18 protein-coding genes are annotated in these 22,818 nt (G+C 38.6%); 2 read left to right on the top strand and 16 right to left on the bottom strand.

Annotation, left to right across the window (positions count from 1 at the left end):
* From HZ311_RS14695 to HZ311_RS14630, 14 genes are all read right to left on the bottom strand, one after another.
* A complete protein-coding gene (locus HZ311_RS14695) occupies positions 1 to 1,281 on the bottom strand; it encodes a dihydroorotase (protein ID WP_010735515.1) in 1,281 nt (426 codons plus the stop codon).
* Positions 1,282 to 1,301: 20 nt separating this feature from the next.
* A complete protein-coding gene (locus tag HZ311_RS14690) occupies positions 1,302 to 2,228 on the bottom strand; it encodes an aspartate carbamoyltransferase catalytic subunit (protein ID WP_023519624.1) in 927 nt (308 codons plus the stop codon).
* 12 nt (positions 2,229 to 2,240) lie between these two features.
* Entirely contained in the window at positions 2,241 to 3,524 is a 1,284-nt protein-coding gene (locus HZ311_RS14685) for a solute carrier family 23 protein (RefSeq protein ID WP_010735517.1), read from the bottom strand.
* Between the two features lie 14 nt (positions 3,525 to 3,538).
* Positions 3,539 to 4,078, bottom strand: a complete 540-nt coding sequence (gene pyrR / locus HZ311_RS14680) for a bifunctional pyr operon transcriptional regulator/uracil phosphoribosyltransferase PyrR (protein ID WP_029594119.1) — start codon at positions 4,076 to 4,078, stop codon at positions 3,539 to 3,541.
* Between the two features lie 240 nt (positions 4,079 to 4,318).
* Positions 4,319 to 5,230 (bottom strand): RluA family pseudouridine synthase, encoded by a 912-nt coding sequence (locus HZ311_RS14675; RefSeq protein ID WP_077151345.1) that lies wholly within the window; start codon positions 5,228 to 5,230, stop codon positions 4,319 to 4,321.
* Entirely contained in the window at positions 5,227 to 5,691 is a 465-nt protein-coding gene (gene lspA / locus HZ311_RS14670) for a signal peptidase II (protein ID WP_010735520.1), read from the bottom strand. The genes HZ311_RS14675 and lspA overlap by 4 nt, the downstream gene beginning before the upstream one ends.
* A 4-nt stretch (positions 5,692 to 5,695) precedes the next feature.
* A complete protein-coding gene (locus HZ311_RS14665; RefSeq protein ID WP_023519620.1) occupies positions 5,696 to 6,394 on the bottom strand; it encodes a CBS domain-containing protein in 699 nt (232 codons plus the stop codon).
* Complete coding sequence (locus HZ311_RS14660) at positions 6,381 to 6,764, bottom strand: hypothetical protein (protein WP_023519619.1); 384 nt, start codon at positions 6,762 to 6,764, stop codon at positions 6,381 to 6,383. The genes HZ311_RS14665 and HZ311_RS14660 overlap by 14 nt, the downstream gene beginning before the upstream one ends.
* 96 nt (positions 6,765 to 6,860) lie before the next feature.
* Positions 6,861 to 7,352 carry a DUF6773 family protein gene (locus tag HZ311_RS14655; RefSeq protein WP_010735523.1) on the bottom strand — a complete coding sequence of 164 codons (492 nt, stop codon included), beginning with the start codon at positions 7,350 to 7,352 and terminating at the stop codon, positions 6,861 to 6,863.
* Positions 7,339 to 7,533, bottom strand: a complete 195-nt coding sequence (locus tag HZ311_RS14650) for a helix-turn-helix transcriptional regulator (protein ID WP_196768995.1) — start codon at positions 7,531 to 7,533, stop codon at positions 7,339 to 7,341. The genes HZ311_RS14655 and HZ311_RS14650 overlap by 14 nt, the downstream gene beginning before the upstream one ends.
* A 556-nt stretch (positions 7,534 to 8,089) precedes the next feature.
* Positions 8,090 to 8,725, bottom strand: a complete 636-nt coding sequence (locus HZ311_RS14645; RefSeq protein ID WP_023519617.1) for a hypothetical protein — start codon at positions 8,723 to 8,725, stop codon at positions 8,090 to 8,092.
* On the bottom strand, positions 8,712 to 9,893 hold the full coding sequence (locus HZ311_RS14640; protein WP_023519616.1) for a hypothetical protein: 1,182 nt from the start codon (positions 9,891 to 9,893) through the stop codon (positions 8,712 to 8,714). The genes HZ311_RS14645 and HZ311_RS14640 overlap by 14 nt, the downstream gene beginning before the upstream one ends.
* A 253-nt stretch (positions 9,894 to 10,146) precedes the next feature.
* Positions 10,147 to 17,385, bottom strand: a complete 7,239-nt coding sequence (locus tag HZ311_RS14635) for a QWxxN domain (RefSeq protein WP_178946791.1) — start codon at positions 17,383 to 17,385, stop codon at positions 10,147 to 10,149.
* A gap of 256 nt (positions 17,386 to 17,641) precedes the next feature.
* Positions 17,642 to 19,312 carry a formate--tetrahydrofolate ligase gene (locus HZ311_RS14630; protein ID WP_010735530.1) on the bottom strand — a complete coding sequence of 557 codons (1,671 nt, stop codon included), beginning with the start codon at positions 19,310 to 19,312 and terminating at the stop codon, positions 17,642 to 17,644.
* Positions 19,313 to 19,492: 180 nt separating this feature from the next.
* On the opposite strand from HZ311_RS14630, the gene HZ311_RS14625 reads away from it, so the two are divergent.
* Complete coding sequence (locus tag HZ311_RS14625) at positions 19,493 to 19,705, top strand: cold-shock protein (protein WP_023519613.1); 213 nt, start codon at positions 19,493 to 19,495, stop codon at positions 19,703 to 19,705.
* 108 nt (positions 19,706 to 19,813) lie between these two features.
* Here the strand turns inward: HZ311_RS14625 and HZ311_RS14620 are convergent, their stop codons facing one another.
* The gene (locus HZ311_RS14620) at positions 19,814 to 20,251 is read right to left on the bottom strand and encodes an EbsA family protein (RefSeq protein WP_010735532.1); all 438 of its coding nucleotides are present in this window, start codon (positions 20,249 to 20,251) and stop codon (positions 19,814 to 19,816) included.
* 75 nt (positions 20,252 to 20,326) lie between these two features.
* Here HZ311_RS14620 and HZ311_RS14615 point away from each other — a divergent pair, with 75 nt between their 5' ends.
* Entirely contained in the window at positions 20,327 to 20,722 is a 396-nt protein-coding gene (locus tag HZ311_RS14615) for a ribonuclease HI family protein (protein WP_178946790.1), read from the top strand.
* Between the two features lie 931 nt (positions 20,723 to 21,653).
* Here the strand turns inward: HZ311_RS14615 and HZ311_RS14610 are convergent.
* Entirely contained in the window at positions 21,654 to 22,793 is a 1,140-nt protein-coding gene (locus tag HZ311_RS14610; protein WP_010735534.1) for a cation diffusion facilitator family transporter, read from the bottom strand.
* Positions 22,794 to 22,818: the final 25 nt, after the last annotated feature.

Genomic DNA, 22,818 nt, shown 5'->3' with positions numbered 1-22,818 from the left:
TTATTCCCCCTTATGCCAAACAAGTTTTCCGTTGACAAATGTCATCAATGTTTCTCCTTTGATTTCCCAACCGACGAAAGGTGTGTTCTCGCCTTTTGATAAGAAATCTTTTTTATCGATTACTGCAGAATGCGCAATATCGTAAACTGCCAAGTCTGCTGATGCGCCGATCGTCAAGGTGCCAGCTTCCAAACCAAAGATGGCTGCTGGTTTGACTGCCATCCAGTCAATCACTTGCTCTAGTGTGAATTTTCCTGTTTCAACAAAATGTGTATACACGAGTTGGAAGGCTGTTTCACTTCCAACGATCCCGAAAGGTGATTGCAAGAAACTTTGACTTTTTTCTTCTAATCCGTGTGGGGCATGGTCGGTGGCAATACAATCGATCGTGCCATCAAGCAAGCCTTCGATCAATGCCTCGCGATCGGCTTTGCCTCTCAACGGTGGATTCATTTTCCAAAAACCAAAATCTTCTGGGATATCTTCATCGATCAAGATCAGATGATGCGGTGAAACCTCTGCAGTCACGTGAATCCCGGCTTTTTTCGCATCGCGGATCACCCGCACACTTTCTTTTGTTGAAACATGGCAGACATGATAGTGAACGCCTGTTGCTTCCGCTAATAGGAGATCACGAGCAATTTGAGAAGACTCAGTCACACTCAAAATACCTGGCAACCCTAGCTCTTCTGCTTTTTCTCCTGCGTGCATCACACCGCCAAATAATAATGATTCATCTTCTGTGTGAGCAACGAGTGCTTTATTGTTTTTCGCAGCTTCTTTCATCGCTAAGTACATCGTGCCTGCTGTTTGCACGCCGACACCATCATTGGTAAAAGCAAATGCGCCTTCATTGATCAATGCTTCTTGATCGACCAGTTCTTCACTTCGAAGATTCTCAGTGATCGGTGCATACTGTAATACTTTGACGACAGCATCACGTTTGATGATGTCATAGACTTGTTTTAATTTTTCTGCTGTATCAGGTACTGGGTCAAGATTTGGCATCGCACAAACAGTGGTGAACCCACCTCGAGCAGCTGCTTTCGTGCCAGCTTCGATCGTTTCCTTGTAAGTAAAGCCAGGCTCTCTCAGATGGACATGGACATCCACTAATCCAGGTGTGATCAACTGCCCTTGTGCATCAAACACTTCATCAAATTCAGCCTCAGGAAAGCCTGTACCGATTGCTTTGATCTTTCCTTCTTCGATCCAAATTTCTGCTGGTGTTGTTTCATTTCTTTTTGTATTGATTTGACCGTTTTTAATGAGTGTTTTCATGTTTCTTCCTCCTCTTATGTTTATGCTTTTCCACTTAATACAGCTTCTAAGATCGCCATTCTGACAAATACACCATTGCTCATTTGCTGAATGATCCGTGACTGTAACCCTTCAACCAGTGAATCCGCCAATTCGACATCTCGATTGACTGGTGCCGGGTGCATGATGATTGCATGTTTTTGCATTTTTTTAGCGCGTTCGACTGTCAAGCCGTACTCTTGATGATAGCCTTCTTTTGAAAAACTTTCTTTTCCATCGTGGCGTTCATGTTGCACACGTAACATCATCATGACATCGACTTGATCCAGCAAGTCATCTAGTGGTAAGTAATGACCGTAAACTTCAAATTCATCGTCATACCATTCTCTTGGACCTGAGAAGAAAACCTGTGCGCCAAGACGTTTCAACATCTGCATATTCGATTTTGCGACACGAGAATGTGTGATATCTCCGACGATCGCCACTTTCAAGCCTTCAAAATAGCCAAATTCTTCATAGATCGTCATCAAATCAAGTAAGCACTGCGTTGGATGTTGCCCGCTACCGTCACCGCCATTGATGATCGAGCATTGGATCGTTTTACTTTGGATCAATTCGTCATAGTAGTTTTCATCTCCATGACGGATAACAGCTACATCCACCCCAAGTGCAGACATCGTTAGAACGGTATCGTATAATGTTTCACCTTTTGTAACTGAACTTGTACTTGCTTCAAATTCGATCACTTCAAGACCAAGTTTCTTTTCTGCTACATCAAAACTTTTATGCGTTCGTGTACTGTTTTCAAAGAACAAGTTCGTTGCAAAATATTGGGATTTTTGTGGTGACCAAGTTGCGCCCTGTTTGAACTCTTGTCCTCGTCGGATCAACCCCATTACTTCTTGGTCTGTTAATGCTTCTACCGTTAATAAGTGTTTTAAACTGATGCGTTCTGATTTGATGATCATGCGATGTCCTCCTTAATTTTCTTCGCTGCGTGAAGTTTCTGGTAAGATAAGATTTAAAATGATTCCTAAAACTGTTGCTAGTGCCATGGCAGATAAAGTGAATGTCCCGACTTCTAGGACTAATCCCCCGATACCTACGACTAAGATGACTGAAGCAATCAATAGATTTTTCTTTTTATCAAAATCGATTTTGTTTTCGACTAAGATTTTCATCCCACTTGCCGCAATCACTCCGAATAGGATGAAACTGATACCTGAAATGACTGGGCCAGGAATACTTAATATCAAAGCACTTAGTTTGCCAATGAAGCCAAGGATCACTGCGAAGACCGCTGCGCCTCCGATCACGAACACGCTGTGTACGCGAGTGATTGCCAAGACGCCGATATTTTCACCATAACTTGTCACTGGCGGCCCACCAACAAAAGCTGCCACTAATTGAGCCAAGCCATCTCCTGTCAATGTACGGTGTAAGCCTGGATCTTCAAAGAAATTTCGTTTGGTCAATTTGTTCAAGACCATCAAATGGCCGATGTGTTCGGTCATTGTGACAAAGGCGATCGGTGCCATCGTAGTGATTGCCCCTATATATAACTTCGGTTGATATTGCACAAATGGAATCTCAAAGTTAGGCAGCGCGAACCATGGCGCATCGATGATTGGTTGGGTGTCAACGATCCCGAAAAGCAAAGCCACGATGTAACCAGAGATGATGCCAAGCAAGATCGGTAATAATCCTAGAAACCCGCGTAAGAACATATTGAAGAAAATCGTCAATCCTAAAGTGATCAACGCAACTGATAGATATTTGAAATCGTAATGGTCTTGATTGAACATCGCGTTGTTTGCTGCGTTGGCAGCTAAACCTAAACCGATGACCATGATGACTGGGCCAACCACGATCGGTGGCAAGATTTTGTCTAACCAAGCCGAACCGATTTTCTTGATGATCAACGCAACGATCAGATAGACAAGTGCTGTTGTCATCGCGCCTTGTGCGATCGCCGGGAAGCCGTCGGTTTTCATCAACATCTGCATAGCGGCGATGAACGCAAAGCTACTGCCTAGATATGCTGGAATCTTCCCTTTTGTTGTAATCAAGTAAACGATCGTTCCTAATCCTGAACTGACCAAGGCAATACCAGGGTCGATTCCGACTAAGATCGGTACTAAGACAGTTGCACCGAACATCGTGAATAAATGCTGTAAACTTAAACCCACCCAGTGTCCAATGGTTGGTCGATCATGGATGTCTAATACCACACTATCGTTGTGGAACTTTTTTTCTTCTGCCATCTTGCCTTACTCCTCTACTTTTCCTCGTTTAAGATCATGATGCGATCTTGTCCATCTAATTCTTGCATCTCTACTAAGATTTCTTCTTTTTTTGCTGTAGGGATATTTTTTCCTACGTAATCTGCGCGGATCGGTAATTCTCGGTGTCCCCGATCAACTAGAACTGCTAGTGAGATTTTTCTTGGACGACCAAAGTCCATGACTGCATCCATTGCAGCGCGGATCGTCCGTCCTGTGTATAACACATCATCGATCAAGATAACTTCTTTTCCTTCTAAACTGACTGGAATATCTGAAGAATGCAATTCTGGTTCTTGAGCGATCTCTTTTTTATCGTCACGGTACAATGTGATATCAAGTTCCCCTACAGGTACTTCGATATTTTCGAGTTGTTTCAGACGTTCGGCAATTCGAGCAGCGATGTAGATCCCTCTCGTTTTGATTCCGACTAAGACGATCTCTTCGATACTTTGATTTCTTTCGATGATTTCGTAAGTGATACGTGTTAGCGCTCGTTTCATCGTTACTTGATCCACTACTTCTTTTGCTTGCATCATTTTTCCCCCTCCATTTTTTACACAAAAAAACTCCTGCCCTAAGAGGACAGGAGGAATGTTTAGACTGAGTGTATACTACCACACCGGTCGCTTTGTGTATGCGACGTCATTGAGCAAGTCTCGCTATGGCGCACCACAGGAATTCTTACTCACACCCTTCTTAGCCTCACGGGACTAAACTTAAAGGACTGCTATTAAGTTTTTCTTTTATTGTTTATTACTATACCGTTAAGTACTTTAAAAAGCAATATCTTTTCTCAACTTCTCTAAAGTTTTTTCAAAAACTTCTGGCAATGGTGCCTCAAAGGTCATTCGTTCATTCGTTTGAGGATGAGTGAAACCTAATAATTTAGCATGTAAAAATTGGCCATTGCCTTTGAGGGTTTTCTTTGGTCCATATACGGGATCACCTGCTAAAGGATAACCAATATACTTCATATGCACACGGATCTGATGCGTACGCCCTGTTTCTAATTGTAACTCTACTAAAGTGAAATTCTCAAAACGTTCTAGTACAGTAAAATGCGTCACAGCTGGTTTTCCATCTTCGCGGATCGCTTGCATTTTTCGATCGACTTTTGAGCGCCCGATAGGTGCATTGATCGTCCCTTTTTCATGAGGAATAACGCCATGGACTAAAGCAATATATTTTCTTAGGGAAGTTTTATCTTTCAATTGCTGCGCCAACGCTTCATGGGCTTGATCATTTTTGGCGATCATCAATAATCCAGACGTGTCTTTATCGATTCGATGGACGATCCCTGGACGGATCACGCCATTGATCGATGATAGATTTTTCATATGGTACATCAACGCATTGACTAGTGTTCCTTGGGCATGACCAGCAGAAGGATGAACGACCATGCCTTGTGGTTTATTGACCACAGCTACGTCGTCATCTTCATAGACGATTTCTATTGGTAAGTCTTCTGCTACGATCTCAAGTTCTTCAGGCTCTGGTACTTCCACGACGATTGCATCAGCCGATTTTACTTTGTAATTCGCTTTTACTGGTTCCCCATTTACGGAAACGGCACCGTCTTTCAACCATTGTTGAACTTGTGAACGACTATGATCCGCAAATAATGCTGTCAGAACTTTATCGATCCGTCCTTTTTCTTCTTTGATAGTTGCTTTTAATTGTGTCATTTTTTTCGTTGTTCCTTTTCATCTAAAATAATATAAATCAATACGCAGATCACACCGATCACTAGAGAAATGTCTGCCACATTAAAAATCGGGAAATTCACGAAATCAGTTTGGAACATATCGATCACATACCCTAAACGGACACGATCGATAAAGTTACCGATTGCTCCAGCTAGAATCAATGTCAGACCGATCATGAACCAACGATTTCCGTTGCTACGATTTTTGATCATCAACGTCAAGATCACTACAACTGCAATGATCGTCACGACAGTAAAAAACCACATTTTTCCTTCTAGTAAACTCCAAGCTGCTCCGAAATTACGGATATGATTCAAGGACAAGATCCCTGGAATCACTGATTTCGTTTCTCCTAAAGCAAAGTTATCGACGATCAACCATTTTACCCATTGATCTAAGCCGATGATCAACGCACTTATAATCCAATATATCGCTAACAAACAATCATTCCTTTTCTACTTCATGATAAATATCTCTTGGTCTGATGATCCCTAATAAATTTCCGTTAGGGTCGCCGTTTTTGGTGATCAACACAGCCTCAAGCGTACCCTGCTCGCCAAACATTTTTTCTACTTCAGCAATCGTTGTCTGAGCGGATACAAAATGATAATTGGTGTACTTACCATCTTGAGTGATCAGATCGGCAGCTATTTTTCCTTGAAGATCGATCACACCATGATGACTTTCTTTGGCTAACCAAAAACCTAACATCCGCAACGTCACTAATCCTTTGAATGTTCCTTTATGATAAAGCGGGAACTGAGAATAACGCTTTTGAGCAACAGTCTCCAACAAACTAGGTAATGGGATGTCCCATTCAAACCCAGTTACATGCTTTGCGAAACGCGGTAACACTGTTTCTGGACGAATCAGTTCTTGCTCGATTCTTTGGATACGCTTCGTCGCCCATTCATTAGGTTCAGCGATAATAAAATCGACGGCGATCCGATCATGCACGATCGCATTACGTAATTGAGCCAACTGTAGTAAGTCATCCTCATATTTTTTAATACTTTGGTGTTGCTTTTGTGCTAAACGACGAACGAGTTCAGTGAACCCCATATTTCGTGGATTCCCCATCTCTTCTTGCATCCATTTTTCGATCCGATTAAAGCTACTCAAAAAAAGATCAGAATTCTTCATCACTAGCCTCCTTGATGACATATGCTTTATTTTTTATAAATAGAAAGAAACCAATCATTACGACGACGATCAGTAAACTATAAAGGATACTTTGAATAGCAACAGCACTGATCCCTGTAAATAAGAAAAGTACGGGATATAACTGTAATAGCAATAAATTCATCGTAATCCGATAGTTTTTAGTTGGTTCTGTTATCGTATAGACTGGACTTTTGAGCCAAAAAAAGGTGACTTGCATCTGAAACGGGGTGTCTACATCTAGAGTAACAGATTGGTTTTGCCCCAAACTGATTTTCCGATCATCCACCCGTAATGTGATTGGACTACCCATTCCGTAAAATCCCGTATCTCTAGTAACATTCACTTCCATTTTCGCTCCTCCTATTATGCGTTAGTCTCTATCAAAACACAAGCGGAATCTCTGTTATCCCTAATGGATCGATCCTTATATCATCTTTTTCAGCAATCATTTTTCCTCATTTTCATCCTCTAATTTACTTTCCAGTCTTTTCTGCCCAAATCGATTGACAGAAGAAACCAAAAACACTAAGGCAGACATAAATAAAGCCGAAGATATAAATGTAATCCCTAAAATCGCTAAAAAATGAGGATCGAAATAACCAGTGTATAACTCATGATATAAGCTATAATTTCTCACCCCAGTAACTGCAGAAACGAATACACTTCCAACAATGACTGCTAACACTCGTAATTTCTTTGCATGTTTGGATTGATCGATAAGCTCGTGACCAATCAGTGAGCCACGGATCAATAAATAGATGAACGCTACTCCTAGCAACAATAATTCGGTAAACACTTCAGAAACTGGTTGCTCCAACAAATAACTTTTTACAAAGATCGAAGTCCCTAATAATACCAATAATAACAAAAAGGCTTCACTTTGTATTTGATTATTGACCTGTACGATACGTTCATCTTTAAGTTTATTCTTTTTCATCTTTATCCTCCCAAAATAGATCATCTAATGTTTGATTTAATTCATGGCAGATGGCCTGACACAACTTGAGTGTGGGATTATACTTCCCTGCTTCAATCAATCCAATCGTTTGCCTTGTCACTCCTACACGTTGGGCCAATTCTTCTTGGCTTAAATCATTTGCTAAACGCGCGAGTTTCATTCGGATGTTTTTCAACTTGATGGTTAACCTCCATTCTTCTCAGTCATCCTGATTGTAAACTATATCTTACTAAATGTAAAATATATATTGCTTAAATGAGAGAAAAGTAAAAAAGGTCTGGCCATTCGTCCACCCCATATAAACGGCGAAAAAAAACTCTGCGATAAATAAGGCGTCATCCACAAAAAGTTGAAGAACCATTTTCGTGGATGACGCCTTATTTATCGAGATGACACGCTGTTGTCCCGACCTCCGTAGGTATTGATCATTTATTCTTGGATCGTTGCTCCACATTAAATTGCTGAACAAAAAGTGTATAACTTTTACTAGTCTCATTACTTTTGAAGATTTAAGTCGCTCTTTTTTTTGGCTGTGGTGTTTACTTGTCCTTCATTCACAAACCCACTGATTTTCGTGCTAAATCCAACCAGTTTATTTATTCGCGGCTTTTTTTGATTCTTTTTACTTTGTTTCGCCTTATCTTGTCCAGAGCCTTGCTGATTGGTATTCTCTTTATTAGACGTACTGGTTGGCAAGGGACTTGCAGTAGTCTGGACTATTGTTTTTTTGTAACTCCCAATTCTAGATTTCTTTCAGCTATATTGAACTGTCCTGAATTCATTAATACAAGAGAGACTAGCATTTCACCATTTACTTTTGGTTTGTTCTGTTGATTGCTGAGGTCTCGTTTAAAGAGTTTTGGTCGTTGATTGATTGGACGTTTATTGAAAGGATTTCCTAATGCAATATCTCTAATAATTATCGTTAGGGTTTCTGCATCAAGACTTTGAATATTCATACTCATCATCGCGTCAGTTTTTTCTGCAAGTATAACCGCTTCTTCTGATAACATCGGAGAGTTCTGGTAATCTGCTAACTGATCAACAAAGCGAGTAAACTCCTCCGTTTTGAAAAAACCTGGATACCTTCTGAAATATTGGTTGCGAACATCTGCTCCAGATTTCGAATATCCTGACACCATATACGGATAGCTAGAAATAACGTCGTATGTCATGGACACGATATGTGTTGTTTCATGGATAAGAGTTTCCTTTGGATCTACAGATATCTGTAGTTTTGGCATATAATCTGGATCAATATGATTCATATCAGCAATAAATATGATTCGACACTCCGGATCATGACTCATCATAAACGCATATGCCTCTGGGATCGCTTCAACCTTTGACAAGTTTTTCCGCCAATTTGTTCGTGAGTTCCCATAAAGGTGATATCGCTTCTGCCACCACTTCCTTTACAGCTGGCTCGGCCATTGAAGCTTGTGTCTGGGATTGATCAGGTAAAACTGACGCTAGAGGAATATTCGAATTCTGATTTATTTTGCTATCCACCGTATCATAGGACGAATGATTGACTGAGAACGTCTGGGTCAGCCACTCAACCAAATGATCCATCACTGAGTATCCATTCGTGTCTGCTGGTTGCTCGGTATATGTAGCATTTTCAGGTTTACCGAAAAATGTCGTAAAGAGCTCGGTCAGTTCTCCCCAAAAAGCATCAACGATTGGCGCTTCAGGAATAGGAGTTCCATGCTTTTTTGTTTTTTCTGTCGTTCTTCTATTTTTTGTTTGATAGAATTCTTCCACCGTTGATTCAAATACCGTTTTCATTTTTTTGGCTTCCTCTTCGGCAGTGAATCTGTGTGTTGTCTTCTCTATTGTTTGCTTTTTAAAAGAAAATTTTTGAATACTCGCAGGCATACTTTTTCGTTCTTCATTGGTTGTTTGTGATTTTGTAATAGCTGTCTGACAAATAGTTTTAAAATGAGCTTGTGTATGATTGGCGCCATTCCAAAGTCCAAGAGGGTTTTGGTGAAAGATCTCGCTCGTAGTCGTGCAATTTTCGACTTGCGCAATTCGATGCGCCATTTTGTGCAGTCCTATGCTCCACTGATGAGCCTTCTCTACTAAATAAATGAGCGAATTCGAAGGCAGTGCAACCTCAATCGTCGAATTGGTAGGTATAGACGAATGATTCGGCGTAAATGGAGTAAATCGCTGGGGAGCCGCAGTAGAACTTGACACTAAAGAATGTAAAGAGGTCTCATTCCCTTGTTGTCGTGCTTCTACAAATGTATCCACTTCAAATGCAGCAGTCGTTTCTTGTACTGCACGCTGTCGATTCGGTAGATTTGCTTCCGATATCCGAAGATTTTGACCAACACTTAATAAGTACAATATTCCTGTCGGCGACCAGACTCCTCTACCGACAGGATAATGCCCAAAGCTGTCTGCAAGTGAGCTTAGATTTCTTTTTAGGTTATCTTCCGTCATATATTTCTGTGATTTGTTGTTGAATTGACCGATTTTTTCTCGATGTTGTTCAATAGGTATCTTCATACTCCTTTGTTTATTAGGTATTTGTACGCATCTGATAAGAGATAGATCGTGTGAACAACTAAACCAAAATTTGTCTAATTAATATGAATACTTGACTAAGTAAAACAAAATTTATTGCATCGAAATGTAGTCAAAAAATAAAATACTAATACCTAAAGACAGCCAGATAATCATTAAACCACTGTTGTCTTTATCCCCAGTGTCAACGTATTTTACAATCGTTGACCTGCATGATCATTTCAGGATCTCAATTTTATAAATTCATTCCTACCAATTTATTCTTATTTTGTCTCCTTGTTGAAGTTCTATTTAGCGCCTCACTCTTTCCAACTCCTCTATTTATGAGAGCGGAGAATTTATTATAAATTGTTGGGTTGGCGCTTACAGGCTGGGAAACCTTAGATAAGGTACCATTTTGTTCGACGGAGCTAGATTGAGAAGTTCTTTGATTGATTTTTTCTTCCGAAACATTCAAATCACTTCGCTTCACTCTTATTCGTTGTGCAGGAATCTCTCCATTTTGTGATTGACTATTTGGTATCTTTCCATCTATCACCGAAGCAGAACCAGCTTGTTTTGAATCCATTGAGGTAGAAAATTCTGTTGTAGGACTTACATCGCTAAGTGTGCTTCCTAAAGGGGGTTCCTTCGTCACTTCTAAGCCAATACTTCTTTCTTCTGTCGCATACTCACCGATTGACATCAATGACAGATTGATAAGGATATTGCCACTTCCAATTTCCGCAGTTGGCTCTTGAGTTGGTTCATCCACAGAACGTTTAGGTCGCAGGAGCGGTTGATCATACCTGTACCCATTGGCAACATCTCTAAGAAGCGTACCGACCATTTCCGCATCATTCAACATATAATTAGCCAACAACATAGAATCTGTACCGAAATTCCGAAAAACAGCCATTCGTGATAGCTTATCCATACGGAAATAATTTGCTATCATTCGAACAAAATTAGAAAAACCAGTGGTTCTGAAATTCTTATGATACCGAGAAACGAAATCGATTTGTGCATCTTTTCCGCGCCTTAAAAAACCACGGTGCACCTCATCATAAACGACGATATCATCAGTCATTGAAACTAAATGAGACGTTTCATGAAGTAAAGTTTCTGAGACAGGAGGTGCAATTTCAACTTCTGGCCAATAATTAGGGTTCTTATTAAAAGAATCAGCCATAAGTATGATTCGATTTTCGGCATCCGTCCGAATCACAAATCCATATGGCGAAGTACGTTCTTTACTTAAGGAATAGAATTTCTTCGTTATCGGATCTTTTTGGAAATCGGTGGAAGCAATCCAAATATTCTTAAATCCCCAATCTGCTGATTGCTTAAGAAATGCTTTGCTTTTTTCTGCGATTGTCTGAAGCCTTTTGACCACTTCTTTTAAGACTGCCTGTTCCTCTGGTTTGCCATATACATTAAACATATTGGCTAAATAGGTTCCTCTCGTCGTCGAACTTATTTTCTCAAACCTCAGCAGATATTTACATTCTTCGATAACAAGATCTACAATATTCACCGCTTCATTATATTCTTTTGCTACTACTTTCCGAAATTCTTTTAAATGTTCCGGCATTTTTGCGGCATCTAAACCAGCAAATACACGATATTTATTTTTCAATTCGGGTGGTAAACAATGCTGAATACCCAGCTTGATTTTTTTTATGGTCAGCGCTTCATCGATTATTATCTCTTTTGGTGGTTCTGGTATAAGCTTAGTTAATCGTGGTAGTACCACTTGACTATTCTCCAGTACAGGGACATTATTAGGGCGATCAATCTCGATTGCATTCATACGTGCTTTCCATTCTGGCCATTTCTGTGGTATTTTAGGCACCCACATATAGGGTGGATAATTAGGGTTGCTAAGAGTTACAGAGGTCAGCTGATTTTGTGTAGAGGCTGGTTGACCTTTTGATGTGCTTGCTCCCTCATCGAAGCCGCCAGCGAATAATAGATCATCCGGACGTTCAACAACGCTTTTCTCCAACTGAGTTTCAAAACGGAACTGATCGATTCCCGGATCCAATCGTAAGACAGTCATAGGTTCTAGTATATCTTTTTTCACTAAATGATATCGGTTGTTTTCCTTATCTAATAAGGCCAAAGGAATATAGCGTTCTTGGATCTTAATATAGGTTCTACCTTCTGCACTCCACATCAAACCATTTCCATCTGGTGCTGACAGAGTACTAGGGTCCCATACAGCTTCAAACTGATTGATACGATTCGTCACTTCGATTTTTACTGCTCTCGAAATTAGCGGGGATGTATCTTGTTCGAAATACCATTCAATACCATTAAAGTTCACAGGTAATACTTTATCTCCATCCATTACATCATAGCGCACACCGTATTTCTTTATCGCTTGGATCCTAACAGGAACAAGTTGACCGTCCATTTCGATCACATCCATTTTTTTCTGACCATTTTTATAGATTTCCATGACCGTTCCTTCACCATAACCTTTAGGATAATAATTTATCTTTTCGATAAACATCTCATCTGGCTGGATATTGATTTTTAAAGATTGGATGATTTCCTTTTGTTTTTGAGAAAAAAATACGGGGCCTTCAAATTCTCTCAGTTCTTCTCCTCTTAAAGTAAAAACTTTTCCATAGACATCTCCTTTTTTAAAATCGGAAACTTTGACATATAGATTGTTTTTCATTTTTTTCACAAGAACTTGCGGACCATTTCTTGGTAAACGAGCGGTAACAGTCATTTTTGATATCACTGGTGCAGGCAAATCTTTTTCATGTTTTTCAAGTTTTGTTAAGACTGGTTTAAAGTGGATATTTCTCGTAAGAATTGGCTGGTTTTTTAATTTTAATAGGTTCTTGATTACAAAGCGTCCACCACTAATTGCTGCCTCAATCCCTGGATCAATATACCGCACCACACTAGCCAAGAGACTTCTGAGTTCGGAAATTTTTGGTACTATTTTTGAGGTATTTTTCACTAATCCTGTTATTCCACCACGTGCAATCACTCGTGCTGCGCCTAGAGCAAATCGGATATTGATAGAACTAATCTGACCTAATATAGGCACCAAGAGAAGCGTATCAATCAGACAATTAGGCACCGCGCTTGCTGTATCCTTATTAACAATCCCCACGACACAATCATAAAATGGAATGAAATGGCTAACCACATCCCATACTTGACTAGTTATTGTCTTATCGTTTCCTGATTCATATAATTGGTGATACAGGATATTTTTATGCTTGAGACTGATTGTATTAAATAAAGTTTCCTTCTCATTACCATGCGATAACAACTTATCTAAATGGATTTCCGTTGAAAACGAATAATAGTATCGACCAATTTGAATTTTATCCCCTACTTTTTTTGGCTTCCTCCACCAGAGGGATTTTAGATCAACTAAATCATATTCTAACAATAGAAACGGATCTTTATCTACACGATAAAAGGCATATCCACCTTCCTTCTCCAATCTTTTCAATGCATACCGTCTTTCTTCGTTGTCACGAATCGCAATGAGTATATCTGTTTCCTTAAGTGGCAAGATCAGGTCGTCTCTTTCTTGTCGATTACCGGAAAAAACGATCGATGGTGAAGGTCCCACTGTTTTTGAAGGACCATCTGTATCTATAAACTTAGCAGATCCTTCATAGATATGAGTTTCAGGGGAAAACATAAAATCTAATTCTGATTGATTACTTGAATGAATGGATAAGCCAATCAGTTTCCGATTCAATAAATGATAGGATTCTACTACTTCTGTTGTTAATTCTGTGTACCATTTTTCGAGATCACGAGGAATCCATGGCCCTGGGCAAGGATTTCCTCCAGCTAAATACACTTGACTTGCTAATTTAGTGACTCTTATGCCGAGTCTTTCACACTCATTGATCACTTCAGTCACTAGTGCTTGTTTTCTTCGAAAGTTAATCACTGCTGTCTGATAGTTCCCATAGAGGCGATTGATTTCTTCTTGATGTGCCATGATCGCAAAGTAGCCTCTCTGGAAATAACCAATAAATGTACTGATTGCGACTTCTTTATAATTACCTTCTTCCATAGATTTTCGCAAAAGGGAAGCATCCAATTGTGCAGTAGTAAATAATGCAGGAAACAGAAGGTGATCCAATTCTTCCATATCTTGGATTCCTTGATTACTAACAGATTCGAAGAAAAGTTCGCCAAGTGTACGAATTTCCTCTTGATTAAACTGATTAAGTAAACCTGAAGCGGCTAATATTCTTGATCCTGTCATTTGCATCAATGAACGATAATCCGAGATCAGCAAATTATCTGACAAATCACTCGATTTAAGAAAATAATTGGGAAGCATATAGTTCAGACAAATACTCCACAACAAACGTACATTATTCTCTAATTCATTTTGTTTTTGTGGATTGTCTTCTTTCACAAGCTTAAGTTGTCCGCTTTTTACGAATTCATCTAGTTTAAAAGAATTCCTAAGCTCGCCAATCGTAAAGTTATCTGGATTGGGATGATCAAGGATTTTTTTTGTTGCAAATACTTCAATAGTGCTTTCTAAGACATTCTCAATGACCCATTTCATTACTGTTTTTATCGCGCTTTTGTCAGAAACTAACTCACCTTCTGCTCCACCATATAACTTTAGTTCTTTCAATATAACTGTCGCAATACCTTGTATCTTCTCTGGACTGACCTCGCCATTTACGCTGCCTTGCCTAAACCATCCTCCTATTCCACTCAAAATATCCTCTTTTGTTACCTCACCTTTGATCAAGTACTTTTCGCGTAAAAATAACTCTACTTTATCAAGTACTTCTTGACTTCTCCATTGCGTTTCACTATTTTCCAAAACAGACTTGCTTGTTTTTGTTTGACTATTAGATACAGTTGAAGAGTCGTCTTTCTCCAATTTTCCCCATAACCATTTCGTAAACGTTAGTTCTGCTTCTTTATTGGAGATCAGACCGTTGTCCTCTTGACCCAAGATTGCTTGCGAGAATTGCTTGAGTTTGACGGGATCAATTATTTTTTGATTCGCCCCTTCAATCAATACCCAATTTGATACTGTTTCAGCAAGCCGCTCAGAATTAGACGTATCACAAACGATACCCTTTTTCTTCAAAAAAGCAACAATCCGTTGATCGATGACTTCCTCTCGTTCATTGAAAAGAAATGGTTTTTGATCTTCTTCGAGTACATAAGTGGAACCGGTCATAGGAATAATGCCATTTTCTCGAAGAAACGATAGTACTCTTTGTTTTTCTAATTGTTCTGCCTTCTTTTCCTTATCCGTCGCTTGTCCGATTACATTAATCTCATCTTTTTTATAAGTATATCCCATCTGCGCATTATTATTTTCCCATTGTTGGATAACCGCCCTTGAGTCGTTCGGAGAACTAATTTTCATTTTAGAACCATATGCTTTTAGCAACTCTTTCGCTGCAAGTTCCTCTCTATTCACAATTTCCGCATAATTCTTCCCTCTAAGTATCCATTTTTGCATCCATCTAATTAAATGGCTCGCTGAGGGATTTTTTAGCCTAGTTCCCTGTTTATAGGCAAAGCAGACAAGCCCTTGATTCACTATTTTTGTTTTCTCTCGTTGGTTGAAAAGATCGCGATGATAGACTACCGCAGTGATTGTCTGATTTATTGAAATAGAAGCAGGTCGATCATGAATGAAGTCTGAAAAAATTTGATTACTCACCTCTGTTTCTGCTTGAACATTCGTAACATCAGGTGTTTCCTTTGGCGACAATTGAATAGGATACGTATTCTGCTGGAAGGTGTACCCTATTAAACCTACATTTATTTTCAATTGCATAAAAGTCGATTGCAATTGGTTAGCCGATGATATGTCCCCTGCTCTTGCATCTTCTAACCCATAGGAGTACCGGATGAAAAAATTCAAAAATTGTATTTTATCTGATTCTTCTGAAAGATCATGGAGCGATTTTATCTCTGCCCATTTCTCAAGTTCTTTAAGCACTAGTCCTGCATGGGCAGTTTTACTTACAATTTTTTGTTTCACTAAAAATTCTTTCAACTGTGTGATTGCCTTATCCGTCGCATCCTTTCGCTCAAACAGCTTTTTATCATAAAAAAATGCCGGAATAGGTTCCTCGTAACGCTCAGCAGGCTTTCGATTTTGTTCAATATCTTCAATGATTTTACCGACTACCACTAAGTCAGAAGTATTCGTCGATTCAGTGGTGGCTATTTTTTGCTGATTTTCTATCGCCGTTTTTTCATCGCCCGTTTCACTTGCCGATACACTATCTTCATTGTCAGAAAAAGGATGGTTGATCGGCCTTGCTTCAGCTCCTCGAACTACGAATAAATCCCATTTTTTTATAAAGTTGGTCAGTGTTTCATCCATTTTACTAAACAATGTCCAAAATTGTGTCGCAAATCCTTCCTCTTCTTTTTTCAAAGCTGGAATTCCACTTGAGAAGTCATAGGATCGAAAAGCATGAGGAACATTTTTATCTTTTGAAGGTGTAGCTGTCTGATGGATCTCATCTTGGTATGAAATACTTTGAGCCATCATTGATAAAAAGCGAGTGATCAGCGAATCTCCTTTTAAACTTTCATGTTTTTCTGTATAGATTGGTTGATCAAAATCATTAAAAAATGTGACGAAAGCCTCAGTTAGTCCCTTAAAGAAATTAGCTGTCCCAGAAGTATCGTTTGTCGCATTTCCTGTTGTCTGTTGATCCGTCTGATGGCTGGTTTTGTTAAATGATTGTTTAAAAATATTTTTTAGTTTTTCCGCCGAATCTTCAAATAAAAATTGTTGTTTGGAACTCCCATCGCCTCCTTTCTTGAAGGAAAAATGATGTAGCTCTGTGGGTTGATCTGTTGGTTGTTGATTTATCTTTTGAGACTCAGCAATCGCACTCTGACAAACGGTTTTAAAGTGGACTTGGGTGTGATTGAACGGATTAGATTCTTCCTCTAAAATTGGGCGCGTTATGCTCGTCTTATTTGTTGTGCATCCATATGTTTCTGCAATGCCGTGTGCTATTTTATGTACATTTAAACTCCAATGATGAGAAAAATCTGTCAAATTGTAAGTAGTATTATCATAAAAAGTTCGAAAAAATGGTGCATTCACAGTATCAATAGCCGTCGAGTTCTCTGTCAAAGCTGGTGTGAGCAACGTCGTGTTCACCGTCGAATGAGAGGTGAGCGAATTCAATACTTCTGATTGATTTGCATGTTGTGTGACTTCAACAAAAGTATCTGCTTCAAAAACAGTGCCACTATTCCGCTTAACTCGTTGTTGTTTGGGGCCCTCTCCTCTAACGACCACATTTCCTAAGATGCTCGAGACATATAGTGACAATAATAATGGCGAGTGAAAAATCGCTGGCGTTGGGGCATGGCCGACGCCAGAAGAAATTGCTTTTACTGCATCTTCAAAAGCCTGCTTATCTTCTTTATTATTCTTTTCATTGTTGAATTGTCCATTTCGTTTTCGATTACTTTGATTATCGATTGGCATAGCTTCCTCTCCTTGTTTTTTTGATGAGATACTAATTTAACAGTACAATTTTATGCCCCAATTATATATATCCGTCCATTTGAACTCGTGACTAGTTTTTTTTTAATAATAAAAACTTGAACTTTTTTTGTCATTTAGGTATAAATTAATCAATATAAAAAAACGTATAAGTAAAAATAGATCAACTATTTTTTACTTATACGCCTAAATATTAAAAAGAGTCAGTGAAGACTACTTAAAATCTTACGTTTTTCGATTAGAATAAACCGATTACTTCTCCTTGATTCGTTACGTTCATATTCAAGGCGGCTGGTTTTTTTGGTAATCCAGGCATCGTCATCACTTCGCCTGTCAAAGCGACTAAAAATCCGGCACCTAACTTAGGTACAAATTCACGGATCGTGATTGTGAAATCCTCTGGTGCACCTAATAATGTTGGATCATCAGAAAAAGAGTACTGGGTTTTTGCCATACAAACCGGTAAGTCAGACCAACCATTTTTCTCAAATTCAATGATTTGATTTTCTGCTTTTTTACTAAAAGAGACTTCTTTGCCACCGTAGATTTTTTGAACAACCGCTTGGACTTTTGTTTTGATCGGATCACTGGATTGGTACAATGGAACGTAATCCGCGCTTTCTGTATCGATCAATTCTACGACTGCCTTTGCTAAGTCCACGCCACCTTCCGCACCATTTTCCCAAACACTTGCGCGTTTTGCTACGACTCCTTCTTTTTCACACAATTCTTTCAGTAATTCTAATTCAGCGTCTGTATCAGTCACAAACTCATTGATTGCGACGATCACTGGAATCTGGTAACTTTTCATATTACGAATATGCCGTTTTAAGTTCGCATATCCAGTTTGCAACGCCTTGAGATTTTCATTTTGTAATTCTGCCTTATCCAATCCCCCGTGCATTTTTAACGCACGGACAGTTGCTACGATCACAATCGCATCTGGTGCTTTCTGCAAATTAGGAACTTTGATATCTAGGAATTTTTCTCCTCCTAAATCAGCACCAAAACCAGCTTCAGTCACTACATAATCCGCAATTTTCAAAGCAGTTTTAGTTGCTAGTACACTATTACAGCCATGAGCAATATTTGCAAATGGTCCACCATGGATAAATGCTGGTGTACCATAGATCGTTTGTACGAGATTCGGTTTAATTGCATCTTTTAATAACAAAGCAAGGGAACCCTCTGCTTTTAGATCCCCTGCTGTTACAGGGCGACGATCATAGGTGTAGCCAATCACGATTCGTGCTAACCGAGCTTTTAAATCATCTAAATCAGCAGCTAAACACAAAATTGCCATGATTTCACTAGCCACAGTAATGTCGAATCCATCTTCTCTTGGTACCCCTTGCATCGGTCCGCCCAGCCCAACGATCACATTTCGCAATGCTCGGTCGTTTAAATCCACCACACGTTTCCAAATGACACGTCGAGGATCGATCCCCAGCTCATTTCCTTGATGGATATGATTATCTAATAGAGCTGACAATGCATTGTTTGCAGAAGTGATGGCATGCATATCGCCAGTAAAATGCAAATTGATATCTTCCATTGGTAATACTTGTGCGTAGCCACCTCCTGTCGCTCCGCCCTTGATTCCCATAACCGGACCTAATGAGGGCTCACGCAATGCAATCACTGCTTTTTTGTCTATTTGGTTCAACGCGTCACCTAATCCGACTGTAACTGTTGATTTTCCTTCTCCCGCTGGTGTTGGATTGATAGAAGTTACCAATATGAGGCGACCATCCTCTTTTTCCGAAAAATCATTTATTGCGGTAAAGTTTATTTTTGCTTTGTATTTTCCATATAATTCCAAATCATCTTCATTGATTCCAATGCTATCCGCAACTCTAACTATCGGTTTTAGCTGTGTTTCTTGTGAAATTTCTAAATCATTCTTCATTAAAACGCCCCTTTTCACGAACTATATATAAAAATATTTATATTTTGTTAAGTTAAATCCATTATACCTGTTTTCCTTGTAAAAAAAAACAAAAAAAACTGACTTTTAATTTATTTGACGTACCTATTAATTCTCTTTATAATATAGGCTATGATCAGACATAGAAAGGTCGTGAGTGTTTTGACCACAGGAATGGTGAAATGGTTCGATAACAAAAAAGGATATGGCTTTATTAGTTATGATAAAACAGAAGAGATCTTCGTACATTTTACTGCAATCGAAGAAGAAGGATTCAAAACACTTGAAGAAAACCAAGTGGTAGAATTTACCGTCATTGAAGGTAATCGAGGCATTCAGGCGGCCCATGTCAAAAAGATCAATGATCAAGCTTAGTCCAATCAAACAAAATAAGCTATTCCGGTGTTTTTCGGAATAGCTTTTTTATTATTATAGACGACTCTCTGTGCAGTTAAAAATAACTAAAGTCTCTATTGTTATTTTTTACTCAACTAAATCATTCGTATTCTTTAACAGTGAAGAAGTGTTGATCGTTTGTTTATGTGGATGTTTCAAGTGATCAAGCAATTTTCCTTGTGCCTTCTGATTGACGAAAATCACGAATGGCTCTTTGCCTTTTACAAGAGATAAAGATACTTTACGTTTTTGTACGTGGACTTCCTTGATTTCATTGATAGGTATGTCGCGATCTCTCCAAAAAGCAGCATATTTTATTTTTATTGCCTCTTTCTTTAAAACTAGTGAGCGTCGAAATCCTAGCAAAAGAAAAATAAAGAAAATTCCCATTAAAATATTACTTTTCCAATAAGGCCTTGTATTTTCTAACGATAAAATCAAACTCAAAAATAATAGAATAAATGTTGATGACCAATAAATGATCGACTGTGCCGTTTCGGGCTGCCAGCGAATATTTTTTTTCATTCTTCAACCTCGTGTCTTTATCTGTAGTGGTATAATAAGTCAAACCGACAATTTTTGAAGGGCGTGTTTTTCCTTATGTTAAAAGTATACATTGACGCATCAACAAAATGCAACCCTGGACCTAGTGGTGGAGGAATATTAATAATCGCTGATCAACAACAAGAACAGTTGTCTATCCCTTTGTCCTTTGGTTCAAACCATCAAGCCGAGTTTGAAGTCTTTTTAAAAACTTTAGAAATTCTAAAGAATAGACAGATGACCGAAGAAATCATTCTCTGCTATTCCGATAGTAAAGTACTTGTATCAACTATCGATAAAAATCATACGAACAACAAAGATTTTTTACCTTATTTAGAAAAAATACAAAGTCTATTAAAAGATTTTTCAATGTTGATCCTTCAGTGGGTACCTGAAAGTAAAAATAAAGGCGCTGATAATCTAGCTAGACAAGCTTTACAAAAATTTTTATAAAATATTGGAACAAAGCAATTAGTAATCGTACCTTGATTTGCAAGCACTTTATACGGTCAACTTCTTCTTTTGTCTCGGTCTATAAAAGAACATATTCATAATAATAGATCAACAAATGTTGAGACACGATTCTTTCAAACATTTGCTAAATATTCAGCATTTTATGTCGCTGTTATTTGGACTAACTCAAAGATTGTAAGGGCAAAATAAATGTTTATTGTTTCCAGTTATCGATTAGAATAAATAAGTCCTGATAGCTAGATTCCGACAAAATTTTTGAATGCTTTATTTTGGTCAACTATTAACATACGCCGAATTCAGCTAACATGACCTCATAATCTCCAAGGTATTTTCTGAAAAAGTCTGACTATCCATATATGTATCGATCATTCTGTTTATTTTATCAACGCTGTCTTTATGGGTCATGATAAGATATAAAAGCTATCATTGAAGTCTGTTCCAAAAGAGGATTCGTTTTTAGTTTTCTGCCAAATTTTTCACTTCCTTTTATTATCCCTCGGATGTACTATTTGTCCATGTCTAAATCCGACGAGAAGTTGCCTCTTCTGATTCTTTCACCATCAAAATTCGATTTAGCGTGACGAACAAATCCGCGAAAACTTTCATCTAGGTTCAGTCAAACATTTGTAGGTACAACGAAGAAGCAGCCATTGTCTGTTTTGGTTATCCTATTTTGTCCTAGAAAACACATACGTCTTTCAGAACAATATAACGTAAAAGTCTACTGTCATCCATTATAGTATTTCTAATAACCAAAATGAAAGGCTAAAAGATTTGTTTTAAAATAAGCAAAAAACCCGATTATTTAAGATTTCAGGTTTTTTGCTTATTTTAAGTTTAGTCAAAATCTCATCGCGACAGATAGGTCGTATAGATATTTAAACATCGCGTATTATTTTTTGTCAACAATTTAGAAAAGTAAATAATTATGATCAAAGGTGATATCTAATTGATACTGCCCGACTCTCTTTTCTATTTGGATACGCATCATTCGTTCTAATTCCTCGTCAGACAAACGCGTACCTTCAGGGACAACGACATCAAATTGTAGGATCTGTCCTTTATGGATCATGCGGAAATCATGGATTTTCAGACCTTCTGCTGTCTCATTGATGATTTTTTTCAACTCATTAAGAATCTCTTGATAATTCTCATTGTTGACTGGTACAGGATCTAGATGACAGACTAATTCTACACCTAATGATCGTTTAAAATCCTTTTCGATAATGTCCATGATCTTGTGTGCTTCATTCAAATCTAGCCGATCATCGACTTCCACGTGAACTGAAGCAAAACGTTGATTTGGTCCGTAATTATGCACTAACAAGTCATGATAACCGAGTATTTTTGTATAGCCATTTAGCTGCTCCTCCATCGCCTGGATCTGTTCAACAGTAGGACGGCTCCCTAATAATTCATATACGAATTCTCTTAACATCATTACGCCGCTGTACAAAATGTAAAGTGCTAACAAGAAGCCAATATAGCCATCCACGCGCCACTCTGTCAACCATTCGACAGAAGCTGAGAGTAAAACAGCAAAGGTCGTATATACATCATTATAACTGTCTTTGGCAGTGGCATGTAACGTTTCCGAATCGATCATTTTTGCGGTTTTCTTGTACATACGTCCCTGAATAACTTTTAAAGCAATAGAAAAGACTAAAACTAAAAAGATGATCGGTGATAAGGCAATATTTTCCGGATCGATGATTTTTTCAATTGAGGAGTGTAAGAACTGGAATCCGACATACGTGATGATGAGAGATACGAATAGTCCACTAATATATTCAAAACGTTCGTGTCCATAAGGATGTTCCGGATCTGCTGGTTTTGCCGCGATTTTGAAGCCAACCAAAGTCAAAACAGAAGAAGCGGTATCCGACAAACTGTTGATGGCATCCGCCATGATCGACACACTTCCAGAGAGTAGTCCGATCATCAATTTCGCAACGAATAGGATCACATTAGTTAACAGTCCCCATACTCCTGCCATCAATGCTTTTTTTGTTCGTTCTTTTGCTGTTAGTGTTTCTTGTTTCTTTGCCAAATTTGTGACTCCTTTTATCTGTGAT

The sequence above is a fragment of the Enterococcus mundtii genome, from assembly GCF_013394305.1.
Classification (GTDB): Bacteria; Bacillota; Bacilli; order Lactobacillales; family Enterococcaceae; genus Enterococcus_B; species Enterococcus_B pernyi.
The sequence above is the reverse complement of the archived record's forward strand: the minus strand, read 5'-3'. Positions and strand labels throughout refer to the sequence as shown.